Here is a 25661-nt window from a genome sequence, read left to right as displayed (position 1 = left end):
TCTCTCGAATGGCAGCGCCATTCGGGAAGGGGGACACCGCCAGCGCGGCGGGACGGCCCTTGCGCGGCGGTCGCTTGCGGAGCGAGGGCTGCGGGCGTTTGGTGTTTGTTAGGCTGATTCCAGTCCTGGGCTGGTGCTGCCACAGTGGGTTCACATGCTGGCTCCCGGAGACGGGTGCCAGCATTTCATTTTTGCAAAGAGGCGTTTTTCATGTTTGAGCTGAGCCTGATGTGCCCTGAAGACCGCATCGAAGCGGTGAGCGATGCGCTGGATGCGCTGGACGCCTTGAGCGTTTCGGTGGAAGACGCCGATGCGCAGACCGATGCCGAGCAGGCGCTGTTTGGCGAGCCGGGCATGCCTCCGCCCAAGGATGGCTGGCAGCGCAGCCGGGTCGTGGCGCTGTTCCCCACCCAGGCTGCCGCCGAAGAAGCGCAGCAGTTGCTGGCAGTGCAGGACTTTTTTGAGGGTTGCCAGGTGCTGGGCATTGCCAATGTGCCCGAGCAAGATTGGGTGCGCCTGACCCAATCGCAGTTTGTCCCGGTGGACATCACCCCAGACTTCTGGATCGTGCCGACCTGGCATGAGTTGCCAGCGCAGGCGGTGCGCAGCATTCGCCTGGACCCGGGCCTGGCCTTTGGCACGGGCACGCACCCCACCACCCGCATGTGCCTGCGCTGGATTGCGCGCAATGGGGCTGTGGCGGCCGATGGCACAAGCACCGCAAGCACCTTGGGGCGTGTGCTGGACTACGGCTGTGGCTCCGGCATCCTGGCCATCGGCGCTGCCAAGTTTGGCGCCGTGGACATTGATGCGGTGGACATTGACCCGGCAGCGGTCGAATCCACCTTGCAAAACGCGCAGGCCAATGGCGTGCAACTGAAGGCGGGTTTGCCTGACAAGGCCCAGGGCGAGTACCGCACGGTGCTGGCCAATATCCTGGCGACGCCGTTGCGGGTGTTGGCGCCTTTGCTGTGCAGCCATGTGGCGGCCGGGGGGCACCTGGTGCTGGCCGGCATTCTGGAGCGCCAGGCCCAGGAGCTGCAAGAGGCGTACGCGCCTTGGCTTCAGTTGCAGGTGGCCGACAAGGAAGACGGCTGGATCTTGATGACGGCCAGCCGTTGATCTGTGCCTGCAGGCCCCGCAGGCTGCGGGGTGTGCGCTCTACAATCCATTGCAGATGAGCCAGATTACACGCTGCCCGGCCTGCTCGACCCAGTTCAAAGTGGTCGCGGATCAGCTGCGCATTTCTGAAGGCTGGGTGCGTTGCGGCAATTGCGCCGAGGTGTTTGACGCCTCCGAGTTTCTGATGCCCGCACCGCCGCCAGCCTTGCTGCCCGATGTCTCTCTGACCGATGTGCGTCCACCGCCCCAGCCCGTGGCGCGTGCCGACGAATCGACCAGGGCCTGGGGGGCTCCCCCTGCATCGGCACCAGTCGCCGCCAAAGGGGCTGCCGTGGCCAAGCCGCAGGCCCCTGCGGTCGTAGCACCTTCTGCCCCGGCCAGCAGCCCAGCCCGGGCGCAGGCCCCTTTGCCAGAGGTGCTGGCGGTTCCCGATCCTGTGCTGCCGGCCTTTCTCGCCGCCGCCCCAGCGGGTGACCGCGATGGGCATCCGCAAGGTACGGAGCTGGGTTTGGAGCCGTTGGCGCCGTTTGCGTGGGGGGGCGCACCTGCTGCTCCCACTCCCCGGAGTCCGCCCCAGGTTTCGACCTCAGTTCCAACGCCTGTGTCAGTTCGGCCTGTGCTCGTGGAGCGGCAGGAAAGCCGCATCCTGTCGGCCGATATGTTGGAGTTGGTGCTTCAGGGCACGCGTGCCCCCGTGCCCGTGGCCGCCCCTGAGGCTCCTGCTGCACAGGTAGCCCAGGCACCTGTGCCACTGCCCGGCGGCTACGAGCTGCCCTACGCAGAAGATTTTGCAGACACTGCCTTGCTCCCAGAGGGTTTGTCAGAGGACCTGGAATTGCCGCAGGGCCTTGCTGTGCCTGCGCCAGCCGATGGGGCTGCTGCGGCAGCACCGCAGGCCACGCCCGAGTCTGATTCCCAGGTCCATGCACCGTATCCTCCATTGGACTTGCCCACTAGGCCCCAAGACCCGCCTGCCCAGCAAGCGGTGCGGGTGTCGGCCTTGGAGGCTGCACAGAGCCAGCCTGCGGAGCGGCTTGAGCGGTTGGAGGGTGATGCAGGCAATGCGGGGCGTGCGAAAAAGCAGCCCCTGGAGACCTCGGTGTTGGGTGACGGCCGGGACGTCGTAGACGATGTCGACGGCGAGGTCGCCCCTGCTCTGGCGCTTCCTTCTGTGGCGTTTCCGTCGGTGTCCACCGATTCGGAGCGCAAGGAGTCTCCAGCTTTCTCCAGCGCCCCGGCGGAGCTGCTGGCGGATGCGGCGGGCGATGATGGCGACGACGCAACCGCAGATGCCGCGCCCACCGAAGATGTGAGTTTTGTGAAGGCCGCACGCCGCCGTGCGTTTTGGCGAAAACCCTTGGTGCGAGTGGCCTTGGTGGCCGTGTCTCTTGGCTTGCTGGCGGTGCTGGCAGGGCAGGTGGCGGTACACGAGCGCAATCGCCTGGCGGCCATGGAGCCTCGGCTGCGCCCCGCCTTGTTGGCGCTGTGCGAGCCCTTGCAGTGCGCACTGGCGCCCCAGCGGCAAATCAGCGATGTAGTGATCGACAGCTCGTCCTTCAACAAAGCGCGCGGTGACAGCTATGTGCTGGCCATCACCATGAAGAGCCGTGCCACCCTTCCGTTGGAAATGCCGGCCGTGGAACTGACGCTGACCGATGCGCAAGACCAACCGGTGCTGCGGCGGGTGCTGCTGCCCTCAGAGATGTCGGCGCCCCAAGAGCTGCCTGCGGGTGGCGAGTGGAATGCCGCAGTGTCTGTGTTGGTCACCACGGGGGGCGCGCGGGTGGCGGGCTACCGCCTGCTGGCTTTCTATCCTTGATTTTTCTTTTTTTGATTGTTTCCTATGGCTGCTCTCATTTGTGGTTCTCTGGCGTTCGACACCATCATGACCTTCGAGGGGCGCTTTGCGGAGCAGATCCTTCCGGACCAGTTGCACATCTTGAACGTCTCCTTCCTGGTGCCGTCTTTGCGCCGTGACTTTGGGGGGTGTGCGGGCAACATCGCCTACAGCCTGAAGTTGCTGGGTGGCGAGGCCTTGCCGATGGCCACCTTGGGAACGGACGGTGCGGAGTACCTGCAGCGCCTCTCGGCTTTGGGCATCAGCGACCAGTTTGTGAAGCAGGTGGATGGCACCTACACAGCGCAGGCCATGATCATGACCGACCGTGACAACAACCAGATCACGGCATTCCACCCAGGGGCCATGATGCAGGCGCATGTGACCCGCATCACTGCAGACCCTCGGATCCGGCTTGGCATCATTTCGCCGGACGGTCGCGATGCCATGCTTGAGCATGCAGCACAGTTTGTGGCGGCGGGTATCCCCTTCGTTTTCGATCCAGGCCAAGGCTTGCCCATGTTCAATGGTGCCGAGCTGTCTCAGTTCATCGAGCAGGCGACTTGGGTCACGGTGAATGACTATGAAGGCAAGATGCTGTGCGACCGCACGGGCCTGAGTCTGTCGGACATTTCGCGCAAGGTACAGGGCTTGGTCGTCACGCTGGGTGCCGAGGGTGTGGATGTGTGGGTGGCCGGCGAATGCATCCGTGTGGCACCTGCTCAGCCTGCGGCGGTGGTGGACCCCACGGGTTGTGGCGATGCGTGGCGCGGTGCGTTGCTGTTCGGCTTGGAGCAGGGCTGGTCGCTCGTGCGCTGTGCCGAGTTGGGCAACCGGGTGGGGGCGCTCAAGATCGCGCAGCGCGGCCCGCAGAACTACACCCTGGATTTCTCTCCGGCAGAATACGCCTGAGGTCGTGGTGCCATGGCGCGCTGCTGATGTGGCGCGCCCCACTACTTTGAGAGAGGGTGTTGGCAGGCGCAGCCTCGTTTTTAGAACAGGTTCTCACTAGTGTTTGGACATAAAAAAACCCGGTGCAGGGCACCGGGTTGGGCTTGGTAAAGTGCGAATTCCTTAGGGCTTGGAGCCTGTAGGAAATGGCCAAGCAGCTTGGGGGTTCAGTGTGGTTTGAGCAGCAGGGGCTGCAGTCACGGCAGGAGCCTTCACCACTTTCTTTGCAGCAGCAGCCTTCTTCGCTGGAGCAGCAGCCTTCTTTGCTGGAGCAGCAGCCTTCTTTGCTGGAGCAGCAGCCTTCTTCGCTGGAGCAGCAGCCTTCTTCGCTGGAGCAGCAGCCTTCTTCGCTGGAGCAGCAGCCTTCTTCGCTGGAGCAGCAGCCTTCTTCGCTGGGGCGGCAGCCTTCTTCGCTGGAGCAGCAGCCTTCTTCGCTGGAGCAGCAGCCTTCTTCGCTGGAGCAGCAGCCTTCTTCGCTGGAGCAGCAGCCTTCTTTGCTGGAGCAGCAGCCTTCTTCGCTGGAGCAGCAGCCTTCTTCGCTGGAGCAGCAGCCTTCTTCGCTGGAGCAGCAGCCTTCTTTGCTGGAGCAGCAGCCTTCTTCGCTGGAGCAGCAGCCTTCTTCGCTGGAGCAGCAGCCTTCTTCGCTGGAGCAGCAGCCTTCTTCGCTGGAGCAGCAGCCTTCTTCGCTGGAGCAGCAGCCTTCTTCGCTGGGGCAGCAGCCTTCTTCACAGGGGCGGCTTTCTTTACGGCCGGTTTTTTCGCAGTTGCCATCATGTTCTCCTTGGGTCAATTAGCAAAGAGCACTTCCTGTCTGCAGTGGACAAGAAGCGATCCATGGTGATGGACGCTTCTTGAGCTCCATCACCATGAATACGGAAACACCACCGCCGAGCCCCTTCTGTGAGGGGACTTGTGGGCGGGGTGTGGTGTAAGCGTCCATGGCCGAAAGTGCGCGATCTGATCTGATCAGTCCCAAGACAGGGCACCGCCCGACTGGTACTCGATGACCCGGGTTTCAAAGAAGTTGCGTTCCTTCTTCAGATCGATCATCTCGCTCATCCATGGGAAGGGGTTCTCTTCGTTCGGGAAGAGGGTCTCCAGGCCGATCTGGGTGGCGCGGCGATTGGCGATGTAGCGCAGGTAGCCTTTGAACATCGACGCATTCATGCCCAGCACGCCACGCGGCATGGTGTCTTCGGCGTAGCGGTATTCCAACTCCACGGCCTTCATGAACAGGGCGTTGATCTCGGCCTTGAACTCTGGGGTCCAGAGGTGTGGGTTTTCCAGCTTCAGTTGGTTGATCAAGTCGATGCCGAAGTTGCAGTGCATCGACTCGTCGCGCAGGATGTACTGGTATTGCTCGGCCGCGCCGGTCATCTTGTTCTGCCGACCCAGCGCCAGGATCTGTGTGAAGCCGACGTAGAAGAACAGCCCTTCCATCAGGCAGGCAAAAACGATCAGGGACTTGAGCAGTGTCTGATCGGTTTCGAGGGTGCCGGTGTGGAAGTTCGGATCCATGATCGCTTCGATGAAGGGAATCAGGAACTCGTCTTTGTCACGAATGGACTGGACTTCGTTGTACGCGTTGAAGATTTCGCTTTCATCCAGGCCCAGCGACTCCACGATGTACTGGTAGGCATGGGTGTGGATGGCTTCTTCAAACGCCTGGCGCAGCAGGAACTGGCGGCACTCGGGGGCGGTGATGTGGCGGTAGGTGCCCAGCACGATGTTGTTGGCGGCCAGCGAGTCGGCGGTCACAAAGAAGCCGAGGTTGCGCTTGATGATGCGGCGCTCGTCATCGGTCAGCCCATTCGGATCTTTCCACAACGCGATGTCGCGCGTCATGTTCACCTCTTGCGGCATCCAGTGGTTGGCGCAGGTGGCGAGGTATTTTTCCCAAGCCCATTTGTACTTGAACGGGACGAGCTGGTTGACGTCCGTCTGGCCGTTGATGATGCGCTTGTCTGCTGCATTGACACGGCGGTGTGTGGCTGCAGGGGCCTGCTGTGCACTGGTTGCAGGCTGCGATGCCGTGGACTCAAAAGACAGCGGAGACTGCTCTGCTTGGCGGTTGTTTTGCAGACCGCCGTCCGTTTGATTTTGCGATGAGGGCTTGACTTCTTCGTCCCAGGTCAGCATAGATTTTCCAGTGTTCGGATTATGAAAGCAGTGCTGCAAAAAGGAAAGCACTGAAGCGTTATGCAGCAACGATTTGTTGCTTCACAGCACATGCGCAGCACACCAATTGGGGTCGGTGTGCCGCGTGGTTGTGGTTACTGGCACGCCTCGCAAGCCACATCGTCAATCGCCGTGAATTGAACGTCGGTGGCTGGCACTGCTGATGTGGTTGCGGCAGAGGCTTCGGGCGCGTTGCCGTGGGCTTGCGCGCCGTGGGCCGAAGTGCCTTCGGTACCGGAGGAGACGGCATTGAGCTGGCGCGTATTCACGGTGCTCATTTCCACGTGTGTCGCGCTTTGCGTGCGCAGGTAGTAGGTGGTCTTGAGGCCACGCACCCATGCGAGCTTGTAGGTGTCGTCCAGCTTTTTGCCCGATGCACCGGCCATGTAGATGTTCAAGCTCTGGGCCTGGTCGATCCACTTTTGGCGGCGCGAGGCCGCCTCCACCAGCCACTTCGGTTCCACTTCGAAGGCGGTAGAGTACAGCGCCTTGATGTCGGCGGGCACGCGGTCGATGGGGTGCAGCGATCCCTTGAAGTGCTTGAGGTCCATGATCATCACGTCGTCCCACAGGCCCAGGCGCTTGAGGTCGCGAACCAGGCCGCCGTTGATCACGGTGAACTCACCCGACAGATTGGACTTGACCGACAGATTGCCAAACGATGGTTCGATCGAGGCATCCACTCCGATGATGTTGGAGATGGTGGCTGTGGGGGCAATGGCCACGCAATTGGAGTTGCGCATGCCGTCCTGCGCGATCTTCTTGCGCAGCGCATCCCAGTCCAGCGTGGCGGAGCGATCCACTTCCACGTAGCCGCCACGGGCTTGCGCCAGCATGTCCAGGGTGTCGAAGGGCAGGATGCCGCGGTCCCACAGCGAGCCTTTGTAGCTGGAGTATTGGCCGCGTTCCTTGGCCAGCTCGGTCGATGCCCAGTAGGCGTAGTAGCAGATGGCCTCCATCGACTTGTCGGCAAACTCGACGGCTTCTTGCGACGCGTAAGGAATGCGCAACTCATACAAGCTGTCCTGGAAGGCCATGAGCCCCAGGCCCACCGGACGGTGGCGCAGGTTGGAGTCGCGGGCTTTCGTCACGGCGTAGTAGTTGATGTCGATGACGTTGTCCAGCATGCGCATGGCCACCGTGATGGTCTTCTTCAGCTTGTCGTGATCGATCTGGCCATCCTTCAAGTGCTGGCGCAGGTTGACCGAACCGAGGTTGCACACGGCCGTTTCGGTGTCGCTCGTGTTGAGGGTGATTTCCGTGCACAGGTTGGACGAGTGCACCACGCCAGCGTGCTGTTGGGGCGAACGCACATTGCAGGCGTCCTTGAAAGTGATCCAGGGGTGGCCTGTTTCAAACAGCATGGTCAAAATCTTGCGCCACAGGTCGGTCGCCTGCAAGGTCTTGCTGGGCTTGAGTTCGCCGCTGGCGGCCTTGGCTTCGTAGGCCACGTAGGCCTTCTCGAAGTCTGCGCCAAACAGGTCGTGCAGATCGGGCACGTTGGATGGCGAGAACAGGGTCCAGGTACCCTTTTCCATCACGCGGCGCATGAACAGGTCGGGGATCCAGTTGGCCGTGTTCATGTCGTGCGTGCGGCGGCGGTCGTCGCCGGTGTTCTTGCGCAGCTCCAGGAACTCTTCGATGTCCAGATGCCAGGTTTCCAGATAGGTGCAGACGGCGCCCTTGCGCTTGCCGCCCTGGTTCACGGCCACAGCCGTATCGTTGACCACCTTGAGGAACGGCACCACACCTTGGGACTCGCCGTTGGTGCCCTTGATGTGCGAGCCCAGGGCGCGCACGCGGGTCCAGTCGTTGCCCAGGCCGCCAGCAAACTTGGACAGCAGGGCGTTTTCCTTGATGGATTCGTAGATGCCATCCAGGTCGTCGGGCACCGTGGTCAGGTAGCAACTCGACAGCTGCGAGCGCAGCGTGCCGCTGTTGAACAGCGTGGGCGTGCTGGACATGAAGTCGAAGCTGGAGAGCACTTCGTAGAACTCGATGGCACGGGCTTCCGGGTTTTTCTCATTGAGCGAGAGGCCCATGGCCACACGCATGAAGAAGGCTTGGGGCAACTCGATACGGCTCTTGCGCACGTGCAGGAAGTAGCGGTCGTACAGTGTTTGCAGGCCCAGGTAGTCGAATTGCAGGTCGCGCTGGGGTTTCAGGGCTGCCGCCAGACGGGCCAGGTCGAATTTCAGCAGGCGTGCATCCAGCAGTTCGTTGTCCACGCCCTTTTGGATGAATTGGGGGAAATACTCGGCGTAGGCTGCGCCCATGTGGTCTTGCGTGACGTCCCGGCCCAGCACTTCGCGCACGATGGTGTGCAGCAGCAGGCGTGCGGTGGCGTAGGTGTAGTCGGGGTCTTTCTCGATCAGGGTGCGGGCCGCCAGAATGGATGCCTTGTATACCTCGTCCATGGGCACACCGTCATAGAGGTTGCGCATGGTCTCTGCCACGATGGGGTCTGCCTTGATGTCTTTGCCCAGCCCCACGCAGGCCGATTCGATCAGGGACTGTAGGCGGTGCAGGTCCAGCGTGACGCGCTGGCCGTTGTCCAGCACATGGAGTACAGGCACGGCGGGGGCATGTTGCTTGACCAGATTGGCGCGCTCTTGCGTGCGGCGCTCGCGGTACAGCACATAGGCGCGGGCCACTTCATGGTGGCCGCCGCGCATCAGGCCCAATTCGACTTGGTCTTGCACGTCTTCAATGTGGAACGTGCCGCCACCGGGGCGCGAGCGCATCAGCGCGCGACTGACGCCCTGCGTCAAGGCGTCTACCACCTCGCGCACGCTGGCCGATGCTGCGCCCTGGGTGCCATGCACCGCCAAAAAGGCTTTCATCAGAGCGATGGCAATCTTGGGTGCTTCGAAGGGCACGACCGCGCCGTTGCGCCGAATGATCTGGTAGTGGCCTTGGGCGTTGGCTGCCGTGTTGGCGGCGTCGCCTGCGGCTTCTTCAGGGGTGGCGTGCGTGGTGGCGGGCGTGTTCAAAGCAGCTTGCATGGGTGTCCTCTTCTGTGGGCTGACTGGGGTGTGTGGGCAGCCGCTGGGGCGGCTGCAAAGGCGAGAGTGGTGCACCAGCCTTTCGGCTGTCGCACACTATATATGGTGTGTCGATTGTGTTCAAGACACTACCGGTAGTGTAATGCCTTGGGTGTTGGGTTTCTGGAAACCAGCTGTTTTGCACCCCTTTAGGGGTTGGCGCAGAGCGTGAAAACCCGCTGTGCCACACGGTTTGGAAGAGCAGACCTTGTGGTGGTGCGGGCTGTCGCGGTATTTGGGCCGCTGCGGCGCTCAGTGCTTGGTTTGTCTTTTTGGAAGGGGGGCGATCCTACCCTGAATCTGCCCCGATTTTTAAACCTGAAAACAGGTCGGGTTTAGCGAGGGGTCACTTGACTGGGGAGTTCCAGGGTGCTTTGGGTCAGCAGCTCTGCCAGTTTGTGCCAATTGAATCCAGGCCCTGGGTCTTGCTTGCGCCCGGGGGCTACATGCTCATGCCCTGCCAGATATCGCAGAGGGTAACGTTCGGCCAAGGCATGGCAAAGCGCTGCCAGGGTGAGGTACTGTGCGGATTCAAAGCGATGCCCCTCCAGTCCCTCCAGTTCAATGCCAATCGAGTCATCGTTGCAGTTGGTTCTGCCGCGATAGGCCGACTGGCCTGCATGCCACGCCCGTTGGTCGCAGTCCACAAATTGCCACAGGCGCCCGCTGCGCTCAATAAAGAAGTGGGCCGACACCTGCAGTCCACGGATCTGCTGGAAATAGGGATGGGCCTCCCAGTCCAGGGTGTTGGTGAACAACTGTTGCACGGCCCCGGTGCCGTAGTGCCCGGGCGGGAGGCTGATGGAATGCACCACGACCAAGTCCACCGACTGCTTGGCGTCCACAGGGCGGGGGCCGTGGTTGGGGGAAGGTAGTCGCACGGCATCGCGGTGCCAGCCACCGTCCCACAGGACTGCCGATGGGGCTGCTGCCATGTCAGCCGATCTCGTCCAGAAAGTCTTGGTCGTTGGGCACCGCAATGTTCAGCCGAGCGATGCGGTAGCGAATCTGGCGCAGGCTGATGCCCAGCCGCGCTGCCGTGGCGGTGCGGTTGAACCCGGATTCCTTCAGCGCCCGAACCAGAATGTCCCGCTCCTGCTGGTCGAGCCAGGCCTGCAAGTCGTTGGGCAAGGCGGGGCAATCTGCCGCCGCATGTGGCGTGCCGTGGGTGTGTTGGTCGGGCGTGGGCTCGGGGCGGGCTGAGGGTTGTGGCGGTGTGGCGTCGCCTTGCCACTCCACTTGCAATTCGTCCCCTTCGCTCAGCGCCACGGCGCGGTGCAACAGGTTTTCCAGCTCACGTACGTTGCCTGTCAGGGGGTGCGATGCGATGGCCTGCAAGGCCGCTTCGTTCAGTCGGGGCACGGGCATGCCGGACTCTTGGCTGATGCGCGCCAGCAAGGTGGCGCACAGGGCGGGCAAGTCCTCCCGGCGCTCACGCAGTGGCGGTATCACGATCTCGATCACATTCAGGCGGTAGTACAAGTCCTGGCGAAAACGGCCGGTTTGGACATCGGCGGCCAAATCGCGGTGGGTGGCACTGACGATGCGCACATCCACTGTTTCCTCCTGGGTCGAACCCAGGGGGCGCACGCTGCGCTCCTGGATCGCGCGCAGCAGTTTCGACTGCATGGCCAGAGGCAGGTCGCCGATCTCATCCAGAAACAGTGTGCCGCCCCGTGCCGCCTGGAAGTAGCCGTCCCGGTCCTGGTTGGCGCCGGTGTACGACCCCTTGCGCGCGCCAAAGAACTCCGCTTCGAGCAGGTTTTCCGGGATGGCGCCGCAATTCACAGCGATGCAGGGGCCGTCCGAGCGTTGGCTGCAGGCGTGCAAGGCCTGGGCCACCAGCTCCTTGCCGGTGCCTGATTCGCCGTGCACCAACACGGGGGCCATGCCGCGCGCGACCTTGGTGATGCGCTGCTTGACGTTGCGCATGGCTTCGGAGTCCCCCACCATGCGTGCCAGCGCTGCAGGCACGATCCCTGGCGCAGTGGCAGCCTGTTCGCCACCAGAGGCAGACGTGCGCTGGGTGGTGCCCGCACGGGGCGCTCGGGGGGCGGGTGTCGCGCCGGTGCCCTGCACGGCAGAGGCCACGACCGAGCGGAACTGCTTGAGATCGACCGGCTTGGTCAGGTAGTCAAACGCGCCCGACCGCAGGGCCTCCACCGCGTTCTCTGCCGACCCATAGGCGGTCATGACCACACAGCGTTCGCGGCGTTGCTGGTCGCGCAGGTCTTGCAGGATCTCCATGCCAAAGCCGTCAGGCAGGCGCATGTCGGTGATCACCACATCAAAGGGGCGGCCCTTGAGCTGTTCACGGGCCTCTTGCACGGTCGAGGCGGTCTCGACGCGGTAGCCCTCGCGCAGCAAGGTCAACTCGTACAGGGTGCGCAGGTCGGGCTCGTCATCAATGACCAAAATGGAGGCAGCGGTGGCGTTCATGGTTCTCAGATCACGATGGAGTCGAATAGCGTGGCGGCTTCTTGGGGGCGTGTGGTGCGCCTGAACGCCACGGTGAAGGCATTGCCGCCGGTGTTGCCACGCGCGGTGGTACGGTGGGTGCGCTGGTAGCTGATGGAGGCGCCGTGCCTTTGGCACAGTTCGCGGCATATATAGAGGCCCAGGCCGCTGGAGCGGCTCTCTGAGGAGAAAAAGGGCTCGAACAGGTGGCGCTCCACGGATTTGTCCATGGGGGCGCCGTCGCTCCAGACCTGCAGCGTGATCTGGCCTGTGACGCTGGTGCGGGTCTGCACCTGCAACGAGTCTTCATGGGGCCCCATGTAGCGCAAGGCGTTGTCCAGCAGGTTGACTAGTACCCGGCGCAGGTGCTCGGTATCAAACTCTACGTGCAGCATCGGCGCATTCAGCAGGATTTGCCCTTGGCGCTTGGCGGGGTCCTGGGCGCACCAGTCACTCCACACCTGGGCCACGCTGGCATCCAGTGCCAGCGTGGAGGCCGGCGCATGGCTGATCTGGTGTTGCACGCGGGCAATGTCCAGCACCTCCTCGGCAATGCGTGCCAGTCGGTCGGCGTTTTGCTGCACCATTTGTGCCAGTCGTTTTTGACCAGGGTCTTGCAGGTCTTCTTCCAGCAGCGCGTTGGCTTGGACGATGGCGGCCAGCGGATTGCGGATTTCATGCGCCACGGCAGCAGACATGCGGCCCATGGCAGCCAACTTTTCGGTGCGCAGGCGGGCCTCCAGTTCCCGCAGGTCATGCAAGAACATCACGCACAGGCGCTCTCCACGGCTTTGTGGGTCGGCGTGGGTGGATGTCATCCAGGTGCGTGCATGCAGCCCGGTGGGACTTTCGCCAGGGTGCAGCAATGCGACGTCGGCCGTTTGGGGGGCTTCCTGGTCAAACGTGCGGTGTGCCAGGTCCACCAGGGGCTGCCAGCCTTCGCACCGGCCCAGGGAAAAAGGCAGCTGGGTGTGCTGGCTCTCCCCCAGCAGGCCCTGAGCGGCCGGGTTGGCCATGCGGACCACGTCGCTTTCGTCCACCACCAGCACGCCGTCGCTCAAATGCTCAATCACCAGGGCACTCACCTGGGTCTGCACCTGCGCTGCCATCTTGCTGCGCTGGGCGACTTCCTGCTCGCCCACCAGCCGGGTGGCCAGTTGGTGCACCAAGTAAGTTACCACAAAATACCCGGTGCCCGTCAGCGCGCTTTGCAGGTAGCGCTGGGTGTCGTCGCTCAGCGATTGGGTGCTGCTCCACCAGGCCCACAGCAAAAGCAGCAGCGTCACGGCGGCGGTGGTGCCCAGTGCCAGGGTCAGGGTGCCGAGCACGGCCGCCATCAGAATGGGCAGGCCGAACAAGGGGGTGAAATTCATGGCGCCCGTGTGCAAGAGCTGCAGGGCGCTGACCACGGCAATGTCCACGCCAATGGAGGGAAGCCACTGCACGCCCGTGCCCGCAGCAGGGGGGGCATGGCGCCCCAGAATGCGCAGCAGCACGGCAGCGCACAGGTAGGCCCCGCATACGGCCATCAAGACAGGGTCGCTGACTTGGTTGAACCACTGCCCCAGGGTCTGCAGCACCAGCAGCGCCACGGCAATCATCACCCGTCCTGTGAGAAAGCCGCGCCACAGGCGCACAAAGGGCGCGTCCGCAGTGTTCAGCCGGGCGTCGGCCAACAGGGTTTCTTTCATGGGCGCAGCGCTGGGCCAGCGCGCAGGTGGTCCGCGCTGCAATAGGCCACGCCACGTTGCACGACCGCATCGCTGTAGGGCAGGTGCAGGCCGCAATGGGCACAGGCCACCATGTCCTGGGGTTTGGGGGGGGCTGCGGGTGGGGTGCGTGCTGGCTGGGCGGGCTCGCGCTTGCTGCGCCATACGCCCACGGCAATCACCAGCACGATGAACAGGACCAGGTATTTCATACGCTGCGGCCCAGCACGACTTCCATCACGAAACGCGAGCCCACGTACGCCAGCATCAGCAATGCAGCGCCTGCGTACAGCACCCGCACGGCATTGCGCCCGCGCCAGCCAAAGCGTGCGCGGCCCAGCAGCAAGGTGGCAAACGTGAGCCACGAGAGTATCGAGAAAACGGCCTTGTGGTCCCAGCGCCAAGCGCGGCCGTACAGGGTTTCGCTGAACAGCCAGCCCGCCAGCAAGGTGGCGCTGAGCAGCACAAAACCGGCCGTCACAAAGCGAAAGGTCAGCCGCTCCAGCGTCAACAGAGGAATGCCACTGTGCGGGTCTTCGGCTTGGCGGATGTGGCGTTCTGCACGGGTCATGAGCCAGGCGTGCACCACGGCAGCGGCAAACAGGCCATAGCAGGCAATGCCCAAGGCCAGGTGCAGCGGCAGCCAGGCCGATGCCGCCACATGCAGTGGCTGTCCAGGAAACGCCAGAGCCAGCACGATGGTGGCGGCGCCCAGGGCAGCCAGCACCCAGCGTGCCTGCATCTGGGGAAAGAGCTGCCGCTCGACGGCATACACCGTCAATACCAGCCAGGCCGTCATCGACAAGGCCGGGGCAAAACCGAAGCGGGGCGCATCACCCCACAGCCCCCAGACCAGCAGGGCACCGTGCAACACCCATGCCACCAGCAGAGCGTTGCGTGAGGCGGTGGCGCCCAACCGGGCGGCGGCTGCGGCAGGTGCGGCGTATGCCAAGGCTGCGGCAAGGGCCAGCAACCAGCTGACGGGGGAAGCACTGGGTAAAATCATGGGTCACAGTTTAGCCTTTCGCCCGCTGCCAGCGCTTTGGCAAACCTGCCCACATTTGACCTGTGTGCGGGTAACGGGTAACCCTGGAACCTTTCCAAAATCTCCTATGGCCTCCGCACTTACCGACAAACTCACGCGACTCGTCAAGGAGATGCGTGGCCAGGCCCGCATCACCGAATCCAACGTGCAGGACATGCTGCGCGAAGTGCGCATGGCGCTGCTGGAGGCCGATGTGGCCTTGCCGGTGGTGCGCGACTTCATCGCCCGCGTCAAGGAAAAAGCCCTGGGCCAGGAGGTGCTGGGCTCGCTCAAGCCCGGGCAGACGCTGGTGAGCATCGTCAACCAGGAGCTGGCCGCCACCATGGGCGAGGGTGTGGCGGACATCAACCTGGCCGCGCAGCCCCCGGCCATCATCCTGATGGCGGGCCTGCAAGGTGCGGGTAAAACGACCACCACCGCCAAGCTGGCCAAGCACCTGATCGAGCGGCGCAAGAAGAAGGTGCTGACGGTGTCGGGCGACGTGTACCGCCCCGCCGCCATCGAGCAGCTCAAGACCGTGACCGCGCAGGCCGGTGCCGAGTGGTTCCCCAGCACCCCGGACCAAAAGCCGCTGGACATCGCCCGCGCGGCGCTGGACTACGCCAAGAAGCACTACTTTGACGTGCTGCTGGTGGACACGGCCGGGCGCCTGGCCATTGACGAAGCCTTGATGAAAGAAATCAAGGACCTGCATGCCGCCCTCAACCCGGTGGAAACACTGTTTGTGGTGGACGCCATGCAGGGCCAGGATGCGATCAACACCGCCAAGGCCTTCAAGGAAGCCCTGCCGCTCACCGGCATTGTGCTGACCAAGCTCGACGGTGACTCGCGCGGTGGTGCCGCGCTGTCGGTGCGCCAGATCACGGGGGCACCCATCAAGTTTGCAGGTGTCTCTGAAAAGATCGACGGCCTGGAGGTGTTTGACGCCGAGCGCCATGCGGGCCGAATCCTGGGCATGGGCGACATCGTGGCGCTGGTGGAGCAGGTCACGGCCGGGGTGGACATCGAAGCCGCCCAAAAGCTGGCCGCCAAGGTCAAGAGCGGTGACGGCTTTGACCTCAACGACTTCCTCTCGCAAATCCAGCAGATGAAGCAGATGGGCGGGCTCTCCAGCCTGATGGACAAGCTGCCGTCTCAGCTCACCGCCAAGGCCGGCTCCATCGATATGGACAAGGCCGAGAAGGACATCAAGCGCAAGGAAGGCATCATCCAGAGCATGACCCCGCTGGAGCGCCGCAAGCCCGATCTCATCAAGGCCACCCGCAAAAAGCGCATTGCCAACGGCGCCGGTGTGCATGTGCAAGAGGTCAACCGCCTGCTCAAGGAGTTTGAGCAGATGCAGGACATGATGAAGAAAATGAAGGGCGGTGGCCTGATGAAGATGATGAAGCGCATGGGCGGCATGAAAGGCCTGGGCGGCATGCCCAAGATGCCGTTTGGTGGCTCCTGAGGTGTTGGGTGCTATTTAATTGATAGCTGCTAGCGCTTATTTATCAAGCGCTAGGTGCCAAAAAGAACGCGGCTCTTGCTAAGGGGCCGCGTTTTTTTCTGGGGCAATGCCCTGTGGGGCGGCTCTCAGTGGGATAAGGGGGCGGCATCGCCGCTGGTCGGTGATGGCAGTTCTGGGCAGGGCCAGTTCAGCAGTTCTGCCAGGCGGGTCGTGATCCAGGTGGCCTCGGCCACCGACACGCCCGACTCGGCCGTGCACAGCCCCGCATGGATGCGCAGCAGGATCTCTGTTTCGGACGGGGCCTGCACGTGGTACAGCGTTTGCGCGTGCTCCACCAGATGCCCCGACAGGTCTTCACACAGCTCGTAGCGGGCACGAACGATGGAAACGGGTTCGCGCAGGCGCTGGCGGTGGTCGGCGTACACCGCCATGAACGAGGGCGGAACGTGGATCTGGTTGTCGTCTTCGAGCATGGCCAGATTGTGGCCCACTCACTGCACGCGGTTGAACACCAGCTTCTTCTGGGTTTCCGGGTCAAAGAAGTCAAAGCTCGAATCGCTCAGCGAGAGGATCTTTTGCTCCATCAGCACCTGTCGGTTGGGCTTGAGCTTTTGGTTGTTGATGTGGGTGAAGACCCGCTTGAAGTGGGTGCCATCAAAAGACCAGTCGCCGCTGGAGGTGTTGTCTGCCAGCACGGCCCCGTCCGGGCCCTTGTACACCGCGTGCTGCGTGAACTTGCGGTTGTCCTTGAGTTCCGTGGTTTGCTGCAGCAGCCATTCGGACGTTTGCAGGGTGTGCTCCCATTTGCCCACCAGGCGGGCCTGGGGGATGGCTGCAGCGCTGGTTTTTGCGGCCGTTGCAGCCGGGGTGGTCGGGGTGGTCGGGGTGTTTTGGGCCCACACAGCGGTGCTGGCGGCCAGGCACAAGGCCAGAAACAGGTGCTTTTTCACAGGGCTCTCCCAAAAAGCGCGAAGTGTCCCAGAGACGGGGCCTGCAAACTGCCCGCCGCGCGCCGTTGGGCGAAATGACCGGTGGCTCCTGTGTATTTGTTCGCGATTCTTCGGGCGTTTTTGGGGGCGGGCACCCCATGGCGCGCTTGTGGGACCGCGTGGTGGGTCAGTCGGGAGTGAACAGGCGCTCGAACTTGGCTTGGTCTGCCGCCAGCTCAAAGGTCACCACCTGGCCCATCTTCATGTCCGACAAGCGGCAGGCGGCATACAGCGTGGTTTTGCCGGCCAGCTCCATGGCATCCAGGTCAATGATGGCGTAGGGGTGGGGCACAAAGACCTGGTGCTCAAAAATTTCGCGGTATTGGTTGCGGGGCGAAGGGTAGAGCTTGTACTGGTTGGTGGTGATGGTTTGTGTGGCCATGGGCTCAAAAAAGTAAGGGCAGGGCGCGTGGCGGGCCAGCGTGGTGGGGGTACAGTGCGGGCGAATGCTACAGACATTCCTGTAGGGCTTATGCAAAGCGGGATGCAACCACCGCCTTGGCTTTCGGGCATGCCGCTTGGCTGAGCCCTGTTTGCGTAAGCCATGTCCTGTAGAAACCCTGTTGAACTACCGAAAACATCCCCATGGCACGATCCAAAAGTGAATGGCCGAACAAGGTGCTGGCTTTGATCCAGTCCGGCAACCACGCCGCCGCAGTGGCGCAAATCAAGGTGGCCCCCACGGTGGGCGACATCACGCGGCTGCAAACCCAGCTGGCCAAACTGCCGCCATCGCCCGCGCTGCAGCAGCTGCAGAACTTTGTGGAAGAGGAGCGGGCCTTGCTGGCCGCGCCCCGCTTGCACCGCGCGCCATGAGCTACGGCCTATGACCCGCGCACAAGTTTCCATCCAGACCGCAGACTTTGACCTGTCTGCCGAAATTGCCGCGCTGCGCCGTGAAGACAAGGGCGTGGGGGCGGTGTGCAGCTTTGTGGGCACGGTGCGTGACCGCAATGAGGGCGACAAGGTTGCCTCGATGGAGCTGGAGCACTACCCCGGCATGACCGAAAAGTCCATCGAGGCCATGGTGCAAGAGGCTTTCCAGCGCTTCGATATTTTGGGTGCCCGGGTGATCCACCGCGTGGGGCTGCTGCAGCCGCTCGACCAGATCGTGCTGGTGGCGGTGACCAGTGCGCACCGGGGCCAGAGCTTTCAGGCCTGCGAATTTTTGATGGACTACCTCAAGACCCAGGCACCGTTCTGGAAGAAGGAAGAAACCGCCCAAGGCGCCCGCTGGGTGGATGCCCGGGTGAGCGACGACGCCGCGCTGGCGCGCTGGGGCATCACGGCACGCAACGCCTGAGCCTAGGTTGGGGGCTGTTCTTTTCAATAAAAATAGCTGCCAGCGCTCATCAAATAAGCGCTGGCAGCTATTGATTTGATAGTAACTGCGTGCTCCGTCGTCGTGGCGCCCCACTGATCCAGGTCAATCTCTTCCTGTGCCCGCTGCCTTGAAATGAGGCAGTGCCCACCCCAACTGCAGGGCAATTCGGAGGATATAGACCATGCGTCTCGACAAATTCACCACCAAGTTCCAAGAAGCCCTGGGCGATGCACAGAGCATTGCGCTGGGCAACGACCACGCCTACATCGAGCCCGTGCACATGCTCGTGGCCATGCTCAAGCAAGACGACGGCCCCAAGGCGCTGCTGCAGCGTGCGGGCGCCAATGTGCCCGGCCTGCTGGCGGCGGCCGAAGCTGCCGTCAAGCGCCTGCCCCAGGTGCAAGGCAACGACCAGGTGCAGGGCGGTCCCGAGCTGGGCCGCGTGCTGCAGGCCACTGAGAAAGAAGCCATCAAGCGCGGCGACCAGTTCATTGCCAGCGAGCTGTTCTTGCTGGCCGTGATCGACAGCAAGGGCGAGGCCGCAAAAATAGCCAAGGACAACGGCCTCACCCGCAAGAGTCTGGAGGCTGCGATCGAAGCCGTGCGCGGCGGCCAGAAGATGGACAGCGCCGAGGCCGAGGGCCAGCGCGGCGCGCTGCAAAAGTACTGCCTGGACCTGACCGAGCGCGCCCGAGCAGGCAAGCTCGACCCGGTGATTGGCCGCGACGACGAGATCCGCCGCGCCATCCAGGTGCTGCAGCGCCGCAGCAAGAACAACCCCGTGCTCATTGGTGAGCCCGGGGTGGGCAAGACCGCGATTGTCGAAGGCCTGGCCCAGCGCATCGTGGCGGGCGAGGTGCCTGAAAGCCTCAAAGGCAAGCGGGTCCTCTCACTGGACATGGCCGCCCTGCTGGCCGGTGCCAAATACCGGGGCGAGTTTGAAGAGCGCCTGAAAACCGTGTTGAGCGAGTTGGCCAAGGACGAAGGCCAGACCATTGTCTTCATCGATGAGCTGCACACCATGGTGGGCGCAGGCAAGGGCGAAGGCGCGATGGACGCGGGCAACATGCTCAAACCAGCTCTTGCGCGCGGCGAGCTGCACTGCGTGGGCGCCACTACGCTGGACGAATACCGCAAGTACATCGAAAAGGACGCTGCGCTGGAGCGCCGCTTCCAGAAGATTCTGGTGGGCGAGCCCACGGTGGAGGCCACCATCGCCATCCTGCGCGGCCTGCAGGAAAAGTACGAGGCGCACCACGGCGTGGAGATCACCGACCCCGCCATCGTGGCGGCAGCCGAGCTGTCCCATCGCTATATCACTGACCGTTTTTTGCCCGACAAGGCGATTGACCTGATCGACGAGGCCGCAGCCAAGATCAAGATCGAAATCGACTCCAAGCCCGAAGCCATCGACAAGCTCGACCGCCGCCTGATCCAGTTGCAGATCGAGCGCGAAGCCGTGCGCCGCGAAAAGGACGAGGCCTCGCAAAAGCGCTTTGGCCTGATCGAGGAAGAGATCGAGCGCCTGCAAAAAGAAATTGCCGACCTGGAAGAGATCTGGACCAGCGAAAAAGCGCAGGCCCAGGGCTCGGCCCAGGTGCGCGAAGAGATCGAGCGCATCAAGCTACAGATTGTTGAATTCACCCGCAAGGGCGACCTGACCAAGGTGTCTGAGCTGCAGTACGGCCGCCTGCCCGATCTGGAACGCAAGCTCAAGGAAGCCCAGGCCAAGGAAGAAGGCAAGGACGGCGCCTCCACGCCCAACCGCTTGCTGCGCACCCAGGTGGGCGCGGAAGAAATTGCCGAGGTGGTGAGCCGCGCCACGGGCATCCCGGTGTCCAAGATGATGCAGGGTGAGAAAGACAAGCTGCTGCAGATGGAGACCAAGCTGCACGAGCGTGTGGTGGGCCAGCAAGAGGCGATTGCTGCAGTGGCCAATGCCATCCGCCGCTCGCGTTCGGGCCTGAGCGACCCCAACCGGCCCACGGGCTCGTTCCTGTTCCTTGGCCCCACGGGCGTGGGCAAGACCGAGCTGTGCAAGGCGCTGGCGGGCTTTTTGTTCGACAGCGAAGACCACTTGGTGCGCATCGACATGAGCGAGTTCATGGAGAAGCACTCGGTGGCCCGCCTGATCGGCGCGCCCCCCGGCTACGTGGGCTATGAAGAGGGCGGCTACCTCACCGAGGCCGTGCGCCGCAAACCCTACAGCGTGCTGCTGCTCGACGAGGTGGAAAAAGCCCACCCCGACGTGTTCAACGTGCTGCTGCAAGTGCTGGACGATGGCCGCCTGACGGACGGCCAGGGCCGCACCGTGGACTTCAAGAACACGGTGATCGTGATGACCAGCAACATCGGCTCGCACCTGATCCAGGCCATGGTGGGGCAGGATTCGCAGGACATCAAGGACGCCGTGTGGGGCGAGCTGAAGAACCACTTCCGCCCTGAGTTCCTGAACCGCATCGACGAGACCGTGGTGTTCCACGCGCTCGACGCGCAGCACATCGCCTCGATCGCCAAGATCCAGCTGCAGCTGCTGCAAACCCGGTTGGCGAAGATGGATTTGGAGTTGCAGGTGTCCGATGCCGCCTTGGCAGAATTGGCCAAGGTGGGGTTTGACCCGGTGTTTGGTGCGCGGCCGCTCAAGCGGGCGATCCAGCAGCGGATTGAGAACCCGCTGTCCAAGCTCTTGCTGGAGGGGCAGTTCCCTCCCAAGAGCGTCATTGCTGTGAACGTGAACCCGGTGCTGGAGCCGGGGGTGTTCCAGTTCAGCGCCGCGCCGCAGGGTTGACCTGCCAAGCGGCGGTGGCGGGTGCGCAGGCTGGTGGACACACCGGTGTCGCGCCCCGCCCATGTTGTGAATGAGAGGTGTGAGTTGAACGAAATTGTTGCGGGCCTGTTGCGCCTAGTGCTGCGTGTGGTGGTGTTGGCCATGGGCGTGGTGCTTTTCTTGAGCCTGCTGGCCGCCGTGCTGGTGCTGGCCCTGGTGTGGGCCTTGCGCGCCGCCTGGGCGCGGCTGACGGGCAAGCCCGTGACGCCTTGGGTCATGCGCATGGACCCGCGCTCGGGCTTCAGCACCGCCTTTCGTTCCACGCAGCGTTGGTCAACGGGTGGCCACCGTGGTGCGCCTGGGGCACCCGCATCGGGTGATGGCGTGGTGGATGAGCCCGCCGCACAGCACCGTGGCGGCATCTTGCCTGGGGCAGCCCAGGTGACGGACGTGGAAGCGCGCGAAGTCCGCTGAGGGTTAGGAACCCTCTGCACGAATCACCGCGCCGTGTGCCTCTGCGGTCTCGGGCGTTCTGCGCGCACACTTCTCGCTCGATTGGTAGGAAGCCTCTGGAGCTTGCCGGGTTGCGCTGATGGCATTGCATTCCCTGTGTCGGGTGCCTGACGCAGGGGCGCCAGGGGCGCGGTGCCCAGGCGCCGCATGTGCCCTTTCGTGACGCACCCGCTGGTAGGGTCTCCTATGATCTTTGCATGACCCCTGCCGAAATACACGCCCAGTTCCAACTCCAGCACCAGGCCAGCCGCGCGCAAGTGGAGGTGCCCCTGCTGGTGCGCCGCGAGCGTTTGCTGCGCTTGCAAAAAATGCTGGACGAGCACGCCCCCGTGCTGGCCGCCGCCGTGCAGGCCGATTTCGGCATGCGCTCGCCGCGCCTGACAGAGGTGGCAGACCTGTTTGTGCTGCGCAGTTTGCTGTCGCACACCCTGCGCCACCTGGGCCGCTGGATGAAGCCCCAGCGGGTGTTCACCCCCCTGTTTTTGCAGCCTGCCAGTGCCTGGATTGCCCGCCAGCCGCTGGGGGTGGTGGGGGTGATTGCGCCGTGGAATTACCCTATCCAACTGGCGCTGGCCCCCGCTATTACCGCACTGGCGGCGGGCAACCGCGTCATGCTCAAGCCCAGCGAGCTCACGCCGCACACCTCGGCGCAACTGGCGGCGTTGGTGGCGCAGTTCTTCTCCGCCGACGAGTTTTGTGTGGTGCAGGGCGATGCCAATTTGTCGGCCTTGTTTGCCTCACTGCCGTTCGATCACCTGGTGTTCACCGGCTCTACCGCCGTGGGGCGCAAGGTGGCGCAGGCGGCGGCGCACAACCTCACCCCCACCACGCTGGAGCTGGGGGGCAAATCGCCTTGCATCATCGACGGCCACTGCGACCTGCAGGAGGCTGCCCTGAAGATTGCCCACGGCAAGCTGTTCAATGCCGGGCAAACCTGCGTGGCGCCCGACTACGTGCTGCTGCCCCGGGGACGCGAGGCCGAGTTTGCCCAGGCCTATGGCGCGGCCGTGCTGCGCCTGTTCCCGAGCATTGAGGGCAATGGCGACTACGCCTCCATCATCACTGCGCGCCACTACGCACGGCTGCGCACCATGCTGCAGCAGGCGCAAACCTTGGGCGCTGAGGTGCAGACCATTGACCCGTCCGTGGGCAAGCCCGCTTCAGGCAAGCCCGCCGTGCCCACGGTGGGTACGCTGGGCGATGGCGCCAGCCGCCAGATGCTGCCCACGCTGGTGTTTGGCGCCACGTCGGCCATGCAGCTCATGCAGGAAGAAATTTTTGGCCCCATCCTGCCCGTCATTTCCTACGAGCGCCTGGACGATGCCATTGCGCACATCAACGCCGGGCCGCGCCCGCTGGCGCTGTACTGGTTTGGGCAAAGCGAGGCGGTGCGCGACGATGTGCTGGCCCGCACGGTCAGCGGGGGCGTGACGGTGAACGACACCCTGATGCATGTGGCCCACGACAACCTGCCGTTTGGCGGCGTGGGCGACAGTGGCTGGGGGGCCTACCATGGCGAGCAGGGCTTTCTGCGGTTTTGCCACCAGAAGTCGGTGCTGGTGCAGTCGCGCTGGTCCTTGGGTGCGTTGCTTTACCCACCGTATGGCGCCCGGTTTCAGCGTTTGATGGATTTGATGCGCCGCTGGTTTTGAGTTGGCGCGGGCGCCGAGCCTGCGCAGGCTCAGGTCGGGTCCGCAGTCGTTTCTTCGGCCTGCCAGGCAGCAGGCTGGGGTTGCTGCAGCAGCAGCGAAATGGCGTCGCGCAGCTGGCCGGTGGACACGGGCTTGTGCAGCAGCAGGGCCGAGGTGGACTGCGCATCTCGCAGGCGCTGGGGCGAGGTGTCGCCCGTCATGATGATGGCGGGCACCATGGCGCCCAGCTGGGAGCGCAGCGCTTGCAGCACCTGCTTGCCTGTTTCCTCATGCCGCAAGCGGAAGTCGGTGATGATCAACTCGGGGGTCATGCGCTCCAGGCTTTGCATGGCGTCGGCGCCGGATTCGGCCGTCAGGCATTCGCACCCCCAGCTTTGCAGCAGCGATTGCATGCCCATGCGCACGGCCTCGTCGTCGTCGATGGCCAGCACCCTCAGGCCTGCCAGGCTTTGCGGGTCCAGCACGGGCTGGGCTTCGTCTTCCAGGGCGCCTTGCCAGTTGTCCAGCCAAAGCCTGAAGACCGAGCCCTTGCCCAGGCGCGAGCGCACCTCCACGTTGGTGCACATCTCGCGGGCCAGCCGCTGCACGATGGCCAGGCCCAGGCCCAGGCCCTTGCGCCGGTCGCGTTCGGGGTTGCCCAGTTGGTGGAACTCTTTGAAGATGTCCTCCCACTGGTGCTCGGGAATGCCGTGGCCCGTGTCCCACACCTCCAGCGCCAGCCGGGCGCCGCGCTGGCGGCAGGCAATCAGCACACCGCCCCGGCTGGTGTAGCGCAGGGCGTTGGAGATGAAGTTGTGCATGACCAGATCGACCAGCGAGCGGTCGGCAAAGGCCGCTGCAGAGGTCTCGCGCGTGCGGTAGATGAGGCCTGCAGCATCGGCCTGCACACCGAACTCTTGCTCCAGCGAAGTGAGCAGCGATTGCACCGAGAAAGCCGCAGGGCGCACCTTGACGACCCCGGCCTCCAGGCGCGAATAGTCGAGCAAGGTGGTGAGCATCTCGGCCGCCGCGCCAGAGGCAGCGTGCGCGTGCCCCAGCACGGTGTGCTGGTGGGCGTTGAGCGGACTGCGCTGCAGGGTTTCCAGAAACAGGCCCATGGCGTGCAGGGGCTGGCGCAGGTCGTGGCTGGCTGCGGCCAAAAAGCGGGACTTGTCGCGGTCGGCCTGCTCTGCGGCTTCTTGGGCGGCCAGGGCGCGGCGTGACTCGGCACGCAGCTCGGTCACCAGCCGCTCGTTTTCCAGCTTGAGGACGATGGAGCGCAACGTGGCCTGCTCGCCGGTGCGTGCGTGCATGGAGGTCAGTGCGTAGTACACGCACACCATCAGCAGGGCGGGCCACATCACCACGCCGCCCGCCATGGCCAGTGCCAGCAGCACCCCGCCAATGGCAAACGTGAGGTAGATGATGTAGCCCCACAGCAGCGGTGCCCCCAGCCCCAGTGCGCCCGATGACACGGTGCTGATGATGCCGATGGCGTAAATCACGCTCTCGCCACTGCCCCAGTACAGCACCACGTGGGCCAGGCTGCCCCAGCTGATGCCCATGGCGCTCATGCACACCATCAGCCGCCACACGGCGCGCTTGGGGTGTGCGGTGCCTTGGCGGTCAATGCCCAGCAGCACGGCGTACACACAGCTCACCACCAGGATGTGTGAGATCAGCCAGGCGAGCATGGCCTGCGGATCTGCCACCGGGCGCATCACCCACAGCGTGCCAAAGGCCGTGGCCAGCGAGGCCAGCAAAGTCATCGGGAAGTTGTGGCGCAGCAGCGAGACTTGCTCACGAAGGATTTCCTCGCGCTCCCACCGTGGCCAGGCCCAGCCCAGGCGGCCCATCAGGGATGGGGTGGGCGTGTGCAATGGCGACGGTACCGCTGGTGGCGCAGCGGCAGGTTCTGGGTGGGTGGGCTCAGAGGGTGTCATGGCTGGGGGTGGCGACCAGGCCCATGCGCTGCGCTGTGAGCAGCGCCGCACTGCGGCTGTTGACCCCCAGTTGCCCAAAGATGGCGGCCACATGCACCCGCACGGTGTTCTCGCTCAGTCCCAGGTCGCGTGCAATCACCTTGTTGGGCTTGCCTGCGCACAGCAGCGTCAGTACATCCAGCTGCCGCGCTGTGAGGGCCGACGCACCGGCCCCGCGCGCAGCGGGTGGGGCCTGGCCGCTGCCTGCCGGAAAGCAGGGCAGCCCTGCCAATGCGCAGGTGATGGCGTCCAGGATGTCTTCACCGCTGGCCGATTTGGGTAGAAAACCGTCGGCTCCGCGCACCCGGGCCTCGTTCACCGCATCTGGCGCCACGCTGGCAGACACCAGCACGATGCGCGCCTTGGGGCAAGCCTGGCGGATGAGGCGCAGGCCGTCCAGGCCACTCATGCCGGGCAACTGGATGTCCAGCAGCACCAGGTCTGTATCGGCCAGCTGCAGTGCGCAGGCTTCAGCCACAGAGCCCGCTTCTGCGATGGAGCTTACCGATGGGTGGTCCTGAACGATCAGGCGCAAGCCTGTGCGAAACAGGGTGTGGTCATCAACAAGCAGTAGGCGGGCAGACATCCGCCAAGTATTGCCCACAAACCACCCGTTTGGACTAGTCCATTTTTGTTAGTCCATTTGTGCGATGGACGCGCTG

22 protein-coding genes are annotated in these 25661 nt (G+C 63.7%); 9 read left to right on the top strand and 13 right to left on the bottom strand.

Going from position 1 to position 25661, the window contains the following annotated elements:
* The first annotated feature begins 210 nt into the window (after positions 1-210).
* The 3 genes from prmA to CLU86_RS12860 are packed head-to-tail and all read left to right on the top strand — an operon-like array spanning position 211 to position 3871.
* The gene (gene prmA, locus CLU86_RS12870; protein ID WP_099741874.1) at positions 211-1122 is read left to right on the top strand and encodes a 50S ribosomal protein L11 methyltransferase; all 912 of its coding nucleotides are present in this window, start codon (positions 211-213) and stop codon (positions 1120-1122) included.
* 55 nt (positions 1123-1177) lie between these two features.
* Positions 1178-2941 carry a zinc-ribbon and DUF3426 domain-containing protein gene (locus CLU86_RS12865; protein ID WP_099741873.1) on the top strand — a complete coding sequence of 588 codons (1764 nt, stop codon included), beginning with the start codon at positions 1178-1180 and terminating at the stop codon, positions 2939-2941.
* Positions 2942-2965: 24 nt separating this feature from the next.
* On the top strand, positions 2966-3871 hold the full coding sequence (locus CLU86_RS12860) for a carbohydrate kinase family protein (protein WP_099741872.1): 906 nt from the start codon (positions 2966-2968) through the stop codon (positions 3869-3871).
* A 162-nt stretch (positions 3872-4033) separates the two neighbouring features.
* Here CLU86_RS12860 and CLU86_RS23050 read toward each other — a convergent pair whose 3' ends face one another.
* The 8 genes from CLU86_RS23050 to CLU86_RS12820 all read right to left on the bottom strand — a co-directional run bounded on the left by CLU86_RS23050 (position 4034) and on the right by CLU86_RS12820 (position 14304).
* Positions 4034-4681, bottom strand: a complete 648-nt coding sequence (locus CLU86_RS23050; RefSeq protein WP_099743551.1) for a histone — start codon at positions 4679-4681, stop codon at positions 4034-4036.
* A 195-nt stretch (positions 4682-4876) separates the two neighbouring features.
* The gene (locus tag CLU86_RS12850; protein ID WP_099741871.1) at positions 4877-6049 is read right to left on the bottom strand and encodes a ribonucleotide-diphosphate reductase subunit beta; all 1173 of its coding nucleotides are present in this window, start codon (positions 6047-6049) and stop codon (positions 4877-4879) included.
* A gap of 134 nt (positions 6050-6183) precedes the next feature.
* The gene (locus tag CLU86_RS12845) at positions 6184-9093 is read right to left on the bottom strand and encodes a ribonucleoside-diphosphate reductase subunit alpha (protein WP_099741870.1); all 2910 of its coding nucleotides are present in this window, start codon (positions 9091-9093) and stop codon (positions 6184-6186) included.
* A gap of 374 nt (positions 9094-9467) precedes the next feature.
* Entirely contained in the window at positions 9468-10067 is a 600-nt protein-coding gene (gene ampD, locus CLU86_RS12840) for a 1,6-anhydro-N-acetylmuramyl-L-alanine amidase AmpD (protein ID WP_099741869.1), read from the bottom strand.
* A 1-nt stretch (position 10068) separates the two neighbouring features.
* On the bottom strand, positions 10069-11571 hold the full coding sequence (locus CLU86_RS12835; protein ID WP_099741868.1) for a sigma-54 dependent transcriptional regulator: 1503 nt from the start codon (positions 11569-11571) through the stop codon (positions 10069-10071).
* Between the two features lie 5 nt (positions 11572-11576).
* Positions 11577-13280 (bottom strand): ATP-binding protein, encoded by a 1704-nt coding sequence (locus CLU86_RS12830; protein WP_099741867.1) that lies wholly within the window; start codon positions 13278-13280, stop codon positions 11577-11579.
* Positions 13277-13510, bottom strand: coding sequence for a PP0621 family protein (locus CLU86_RS12825; protein ID WP_099741866.1), 234 nt, complete (start codon positions 13508-13510; stop codon positions 13277-13279). The genes CLU86_RS12830 and CLU86_RS12825 overlap by 4 nt, the downstream gene beginning before the upstream one ends.
* Positions 13507-14304, bottom strand: coding sequence for an inner membrane protein YpjD (locus CLU86_RS12820; RefSeq protein ID WP_099741865.1), 798 nt, complete (start codon positions 14302-14304; stop codon positions 13507-13509). Before CLU86_RS12820 ends, CLU86_RS12825 begins: the two co-directional genes overlap by 4 nt.
* 106 nt (positions 14305-14410) lie before the next feature.
* Here CLU86_RS12820 and ffh point away from each other — a divergent pair, with 106 nt between their 5' ends.
* The gene (gene ffh / locus CLU86_RS12815) at positions 14411-15793 is read left to right on the top strand and encodes a signal recognition particle protein (RefSeq protein WP_099656409.1); all 1383 of its coding nucleotides are present in this window, start codon (positions 14411-14413) and stop codon (positions 15791-15793) included.
* A 125-nt stretch (positions 15794-15918) separates the two neighbouring features.
* On the opposite strand, the gene CLU86_RS12810 is transcribed toward ffh, so the two are convergent.
* The 3 genes from CLU86_RS12810 to CLU86_RS12800 all read right to left on the bottom strand — a co-directional run bounded on the left by CLU86_RS12810 (position 15919) and on the right by CLU86_RS12800 (position 17164).
* Entirely contained in the window at positions 15919-16266 is a 348-nt protein-coding gene (locus CLU86_RS12810) for a hypothetical protein (protein ID WP_099743550.1), read from the bottom strand.
* Positions 16267-16284: 18 nt separating this feature from the next.
* Complete coding sequence (locus tag CLU86_RS12805; protein WP_099741864.1) at positions 16285-16743, bottom strand: hypothetical protein; 459 nt, start codon at positions 16741-16743, stop codon at positions 16285-16287.
* A 166-nt stretch (positions 16744-16909) separates the two neighbouring features.
* Positions 16910-17164, bottom strand: a complete 255-nt coding sequence (locus CLU86_RS12800) for a hypothetical protein (RefSeq protein ID WP_099741863.1) — start codon at positions 17162-17164, stop codon at positions 16910-16912.
* A 203-nt stretch (positions 17165-17367) separates the two neighbouring features.
* Here CLU86_RS12800 and CLU86_RS12795 point away from each other — a divergent pair, with 203 nt between their 5' ends.
* The 5 genes from CLU86_RS12795 to CLU86_RS12775 all read left to right on the top strand — a co-directional run bounded on the left by CLU86_RS12795 (position 17368) and on the right by CLU86_RS12775 (position 23038).
* Positions 17368-17598: a hypothetical protein gene (locus CLU86_RS12795; RefSeq protein ID WP_099656406.1), complete on the top strand. Its 231-nt coding sequence runs from the start codon at positions 17368-17370 to the stop codon at positions 17596-17598.
* A gap of 10 nt (positions 17599-17608) precedes the next feature.
* Entirely contained in the window at positions 17609-18085 is a 477-nt protein-coding gene (locus tag CLU86_RS12790) for a molybdenum cofactor biosynthesis protein MoaE (RefSeq protein WP_099741862.1), read from the top strand.
* A 202-nt stretch (positions 18086-18287) separates the two neighbouring features.
* Positions 18288-20894: an ATP-dependent chaperone ClpB gene (clpB, locus tag CLU86_RS12785; protein WP_099741861.1), complete on the top strand. Its 2607-nt coding sequence runs from the start codon at positions 18288-18290 to the stop codon at positions 20892-20894.
* An 84-nt stretch (positions 20895-20978) separates the two neighbouring features.
* The gene (locus tag CLU86_RS12780; protein WP_099741860.1) at positions 20979-21347 is read left to right on the top strand and encodes a hypothetical protein; all 369 of its coding nucleotides are present in this window, start codon (positions 20979-20981) and stop codon (positions 21345-21347) included.
* Between the two features lie 236 nt (positions 21348-21583).
* A complete protein-coding gene (locus tag CLU86_RS12775) occupies positions 21584-23038 on the top strand; it encodes a coniferyl aldehyde dehydrogenase (RefSeq protein WP_099741859.1) in 1455 nt (484 codons plus the stop codon).
* A 29-nt stretch (positions 23039-23067) separates the two neighbouring features.
* Here the strand turns inward: CLU86_RS12775 and CLU86_RS12770 are convergent, their stop codons facing one another.
* Both CLU86_RS12770 and CLU86_RS12765 read right to left on the bottom strand, forming a co-directional pair.
* Complete coding sequence (locus CLU86_RS12770) at positions 23068-24960, bottom strand: hybrid sensor histidine kinase/response regulator (RefSeq protein ID WP_233194990.1); 1893 nt, start codon at positions 24958-24960, stop codon at positions 23068-23070.
* Positions 24947-25585, bottom strand: a complete 639-nt coding sequence (locus tag CLU86_RS12765) for a response regulator transcription factor (RefSeq protein WP_099741857.1) — start codon at positions 25583-25585, stop codon at positions 24947-24949. Before CLU86_RS12765 ends, CLU86_RS12770 begins: the two co-directional genes overlap by 14 nt.
* Between the last annotated feature and the right edge of the window lie 76 nt (positions 25586-25661).

Source organism: Acidovorax sp. 62 (genome assembly GCF_002754495.1).
GTDB lineage: Bacteria > Pseudomonadota > Gammaproteobacteria > Burkholderiales > Burkholderiaceae_C > Acidovorax.
This window is presented reverse-complemented; position numbering and strand designations above follow the sequence as displayed.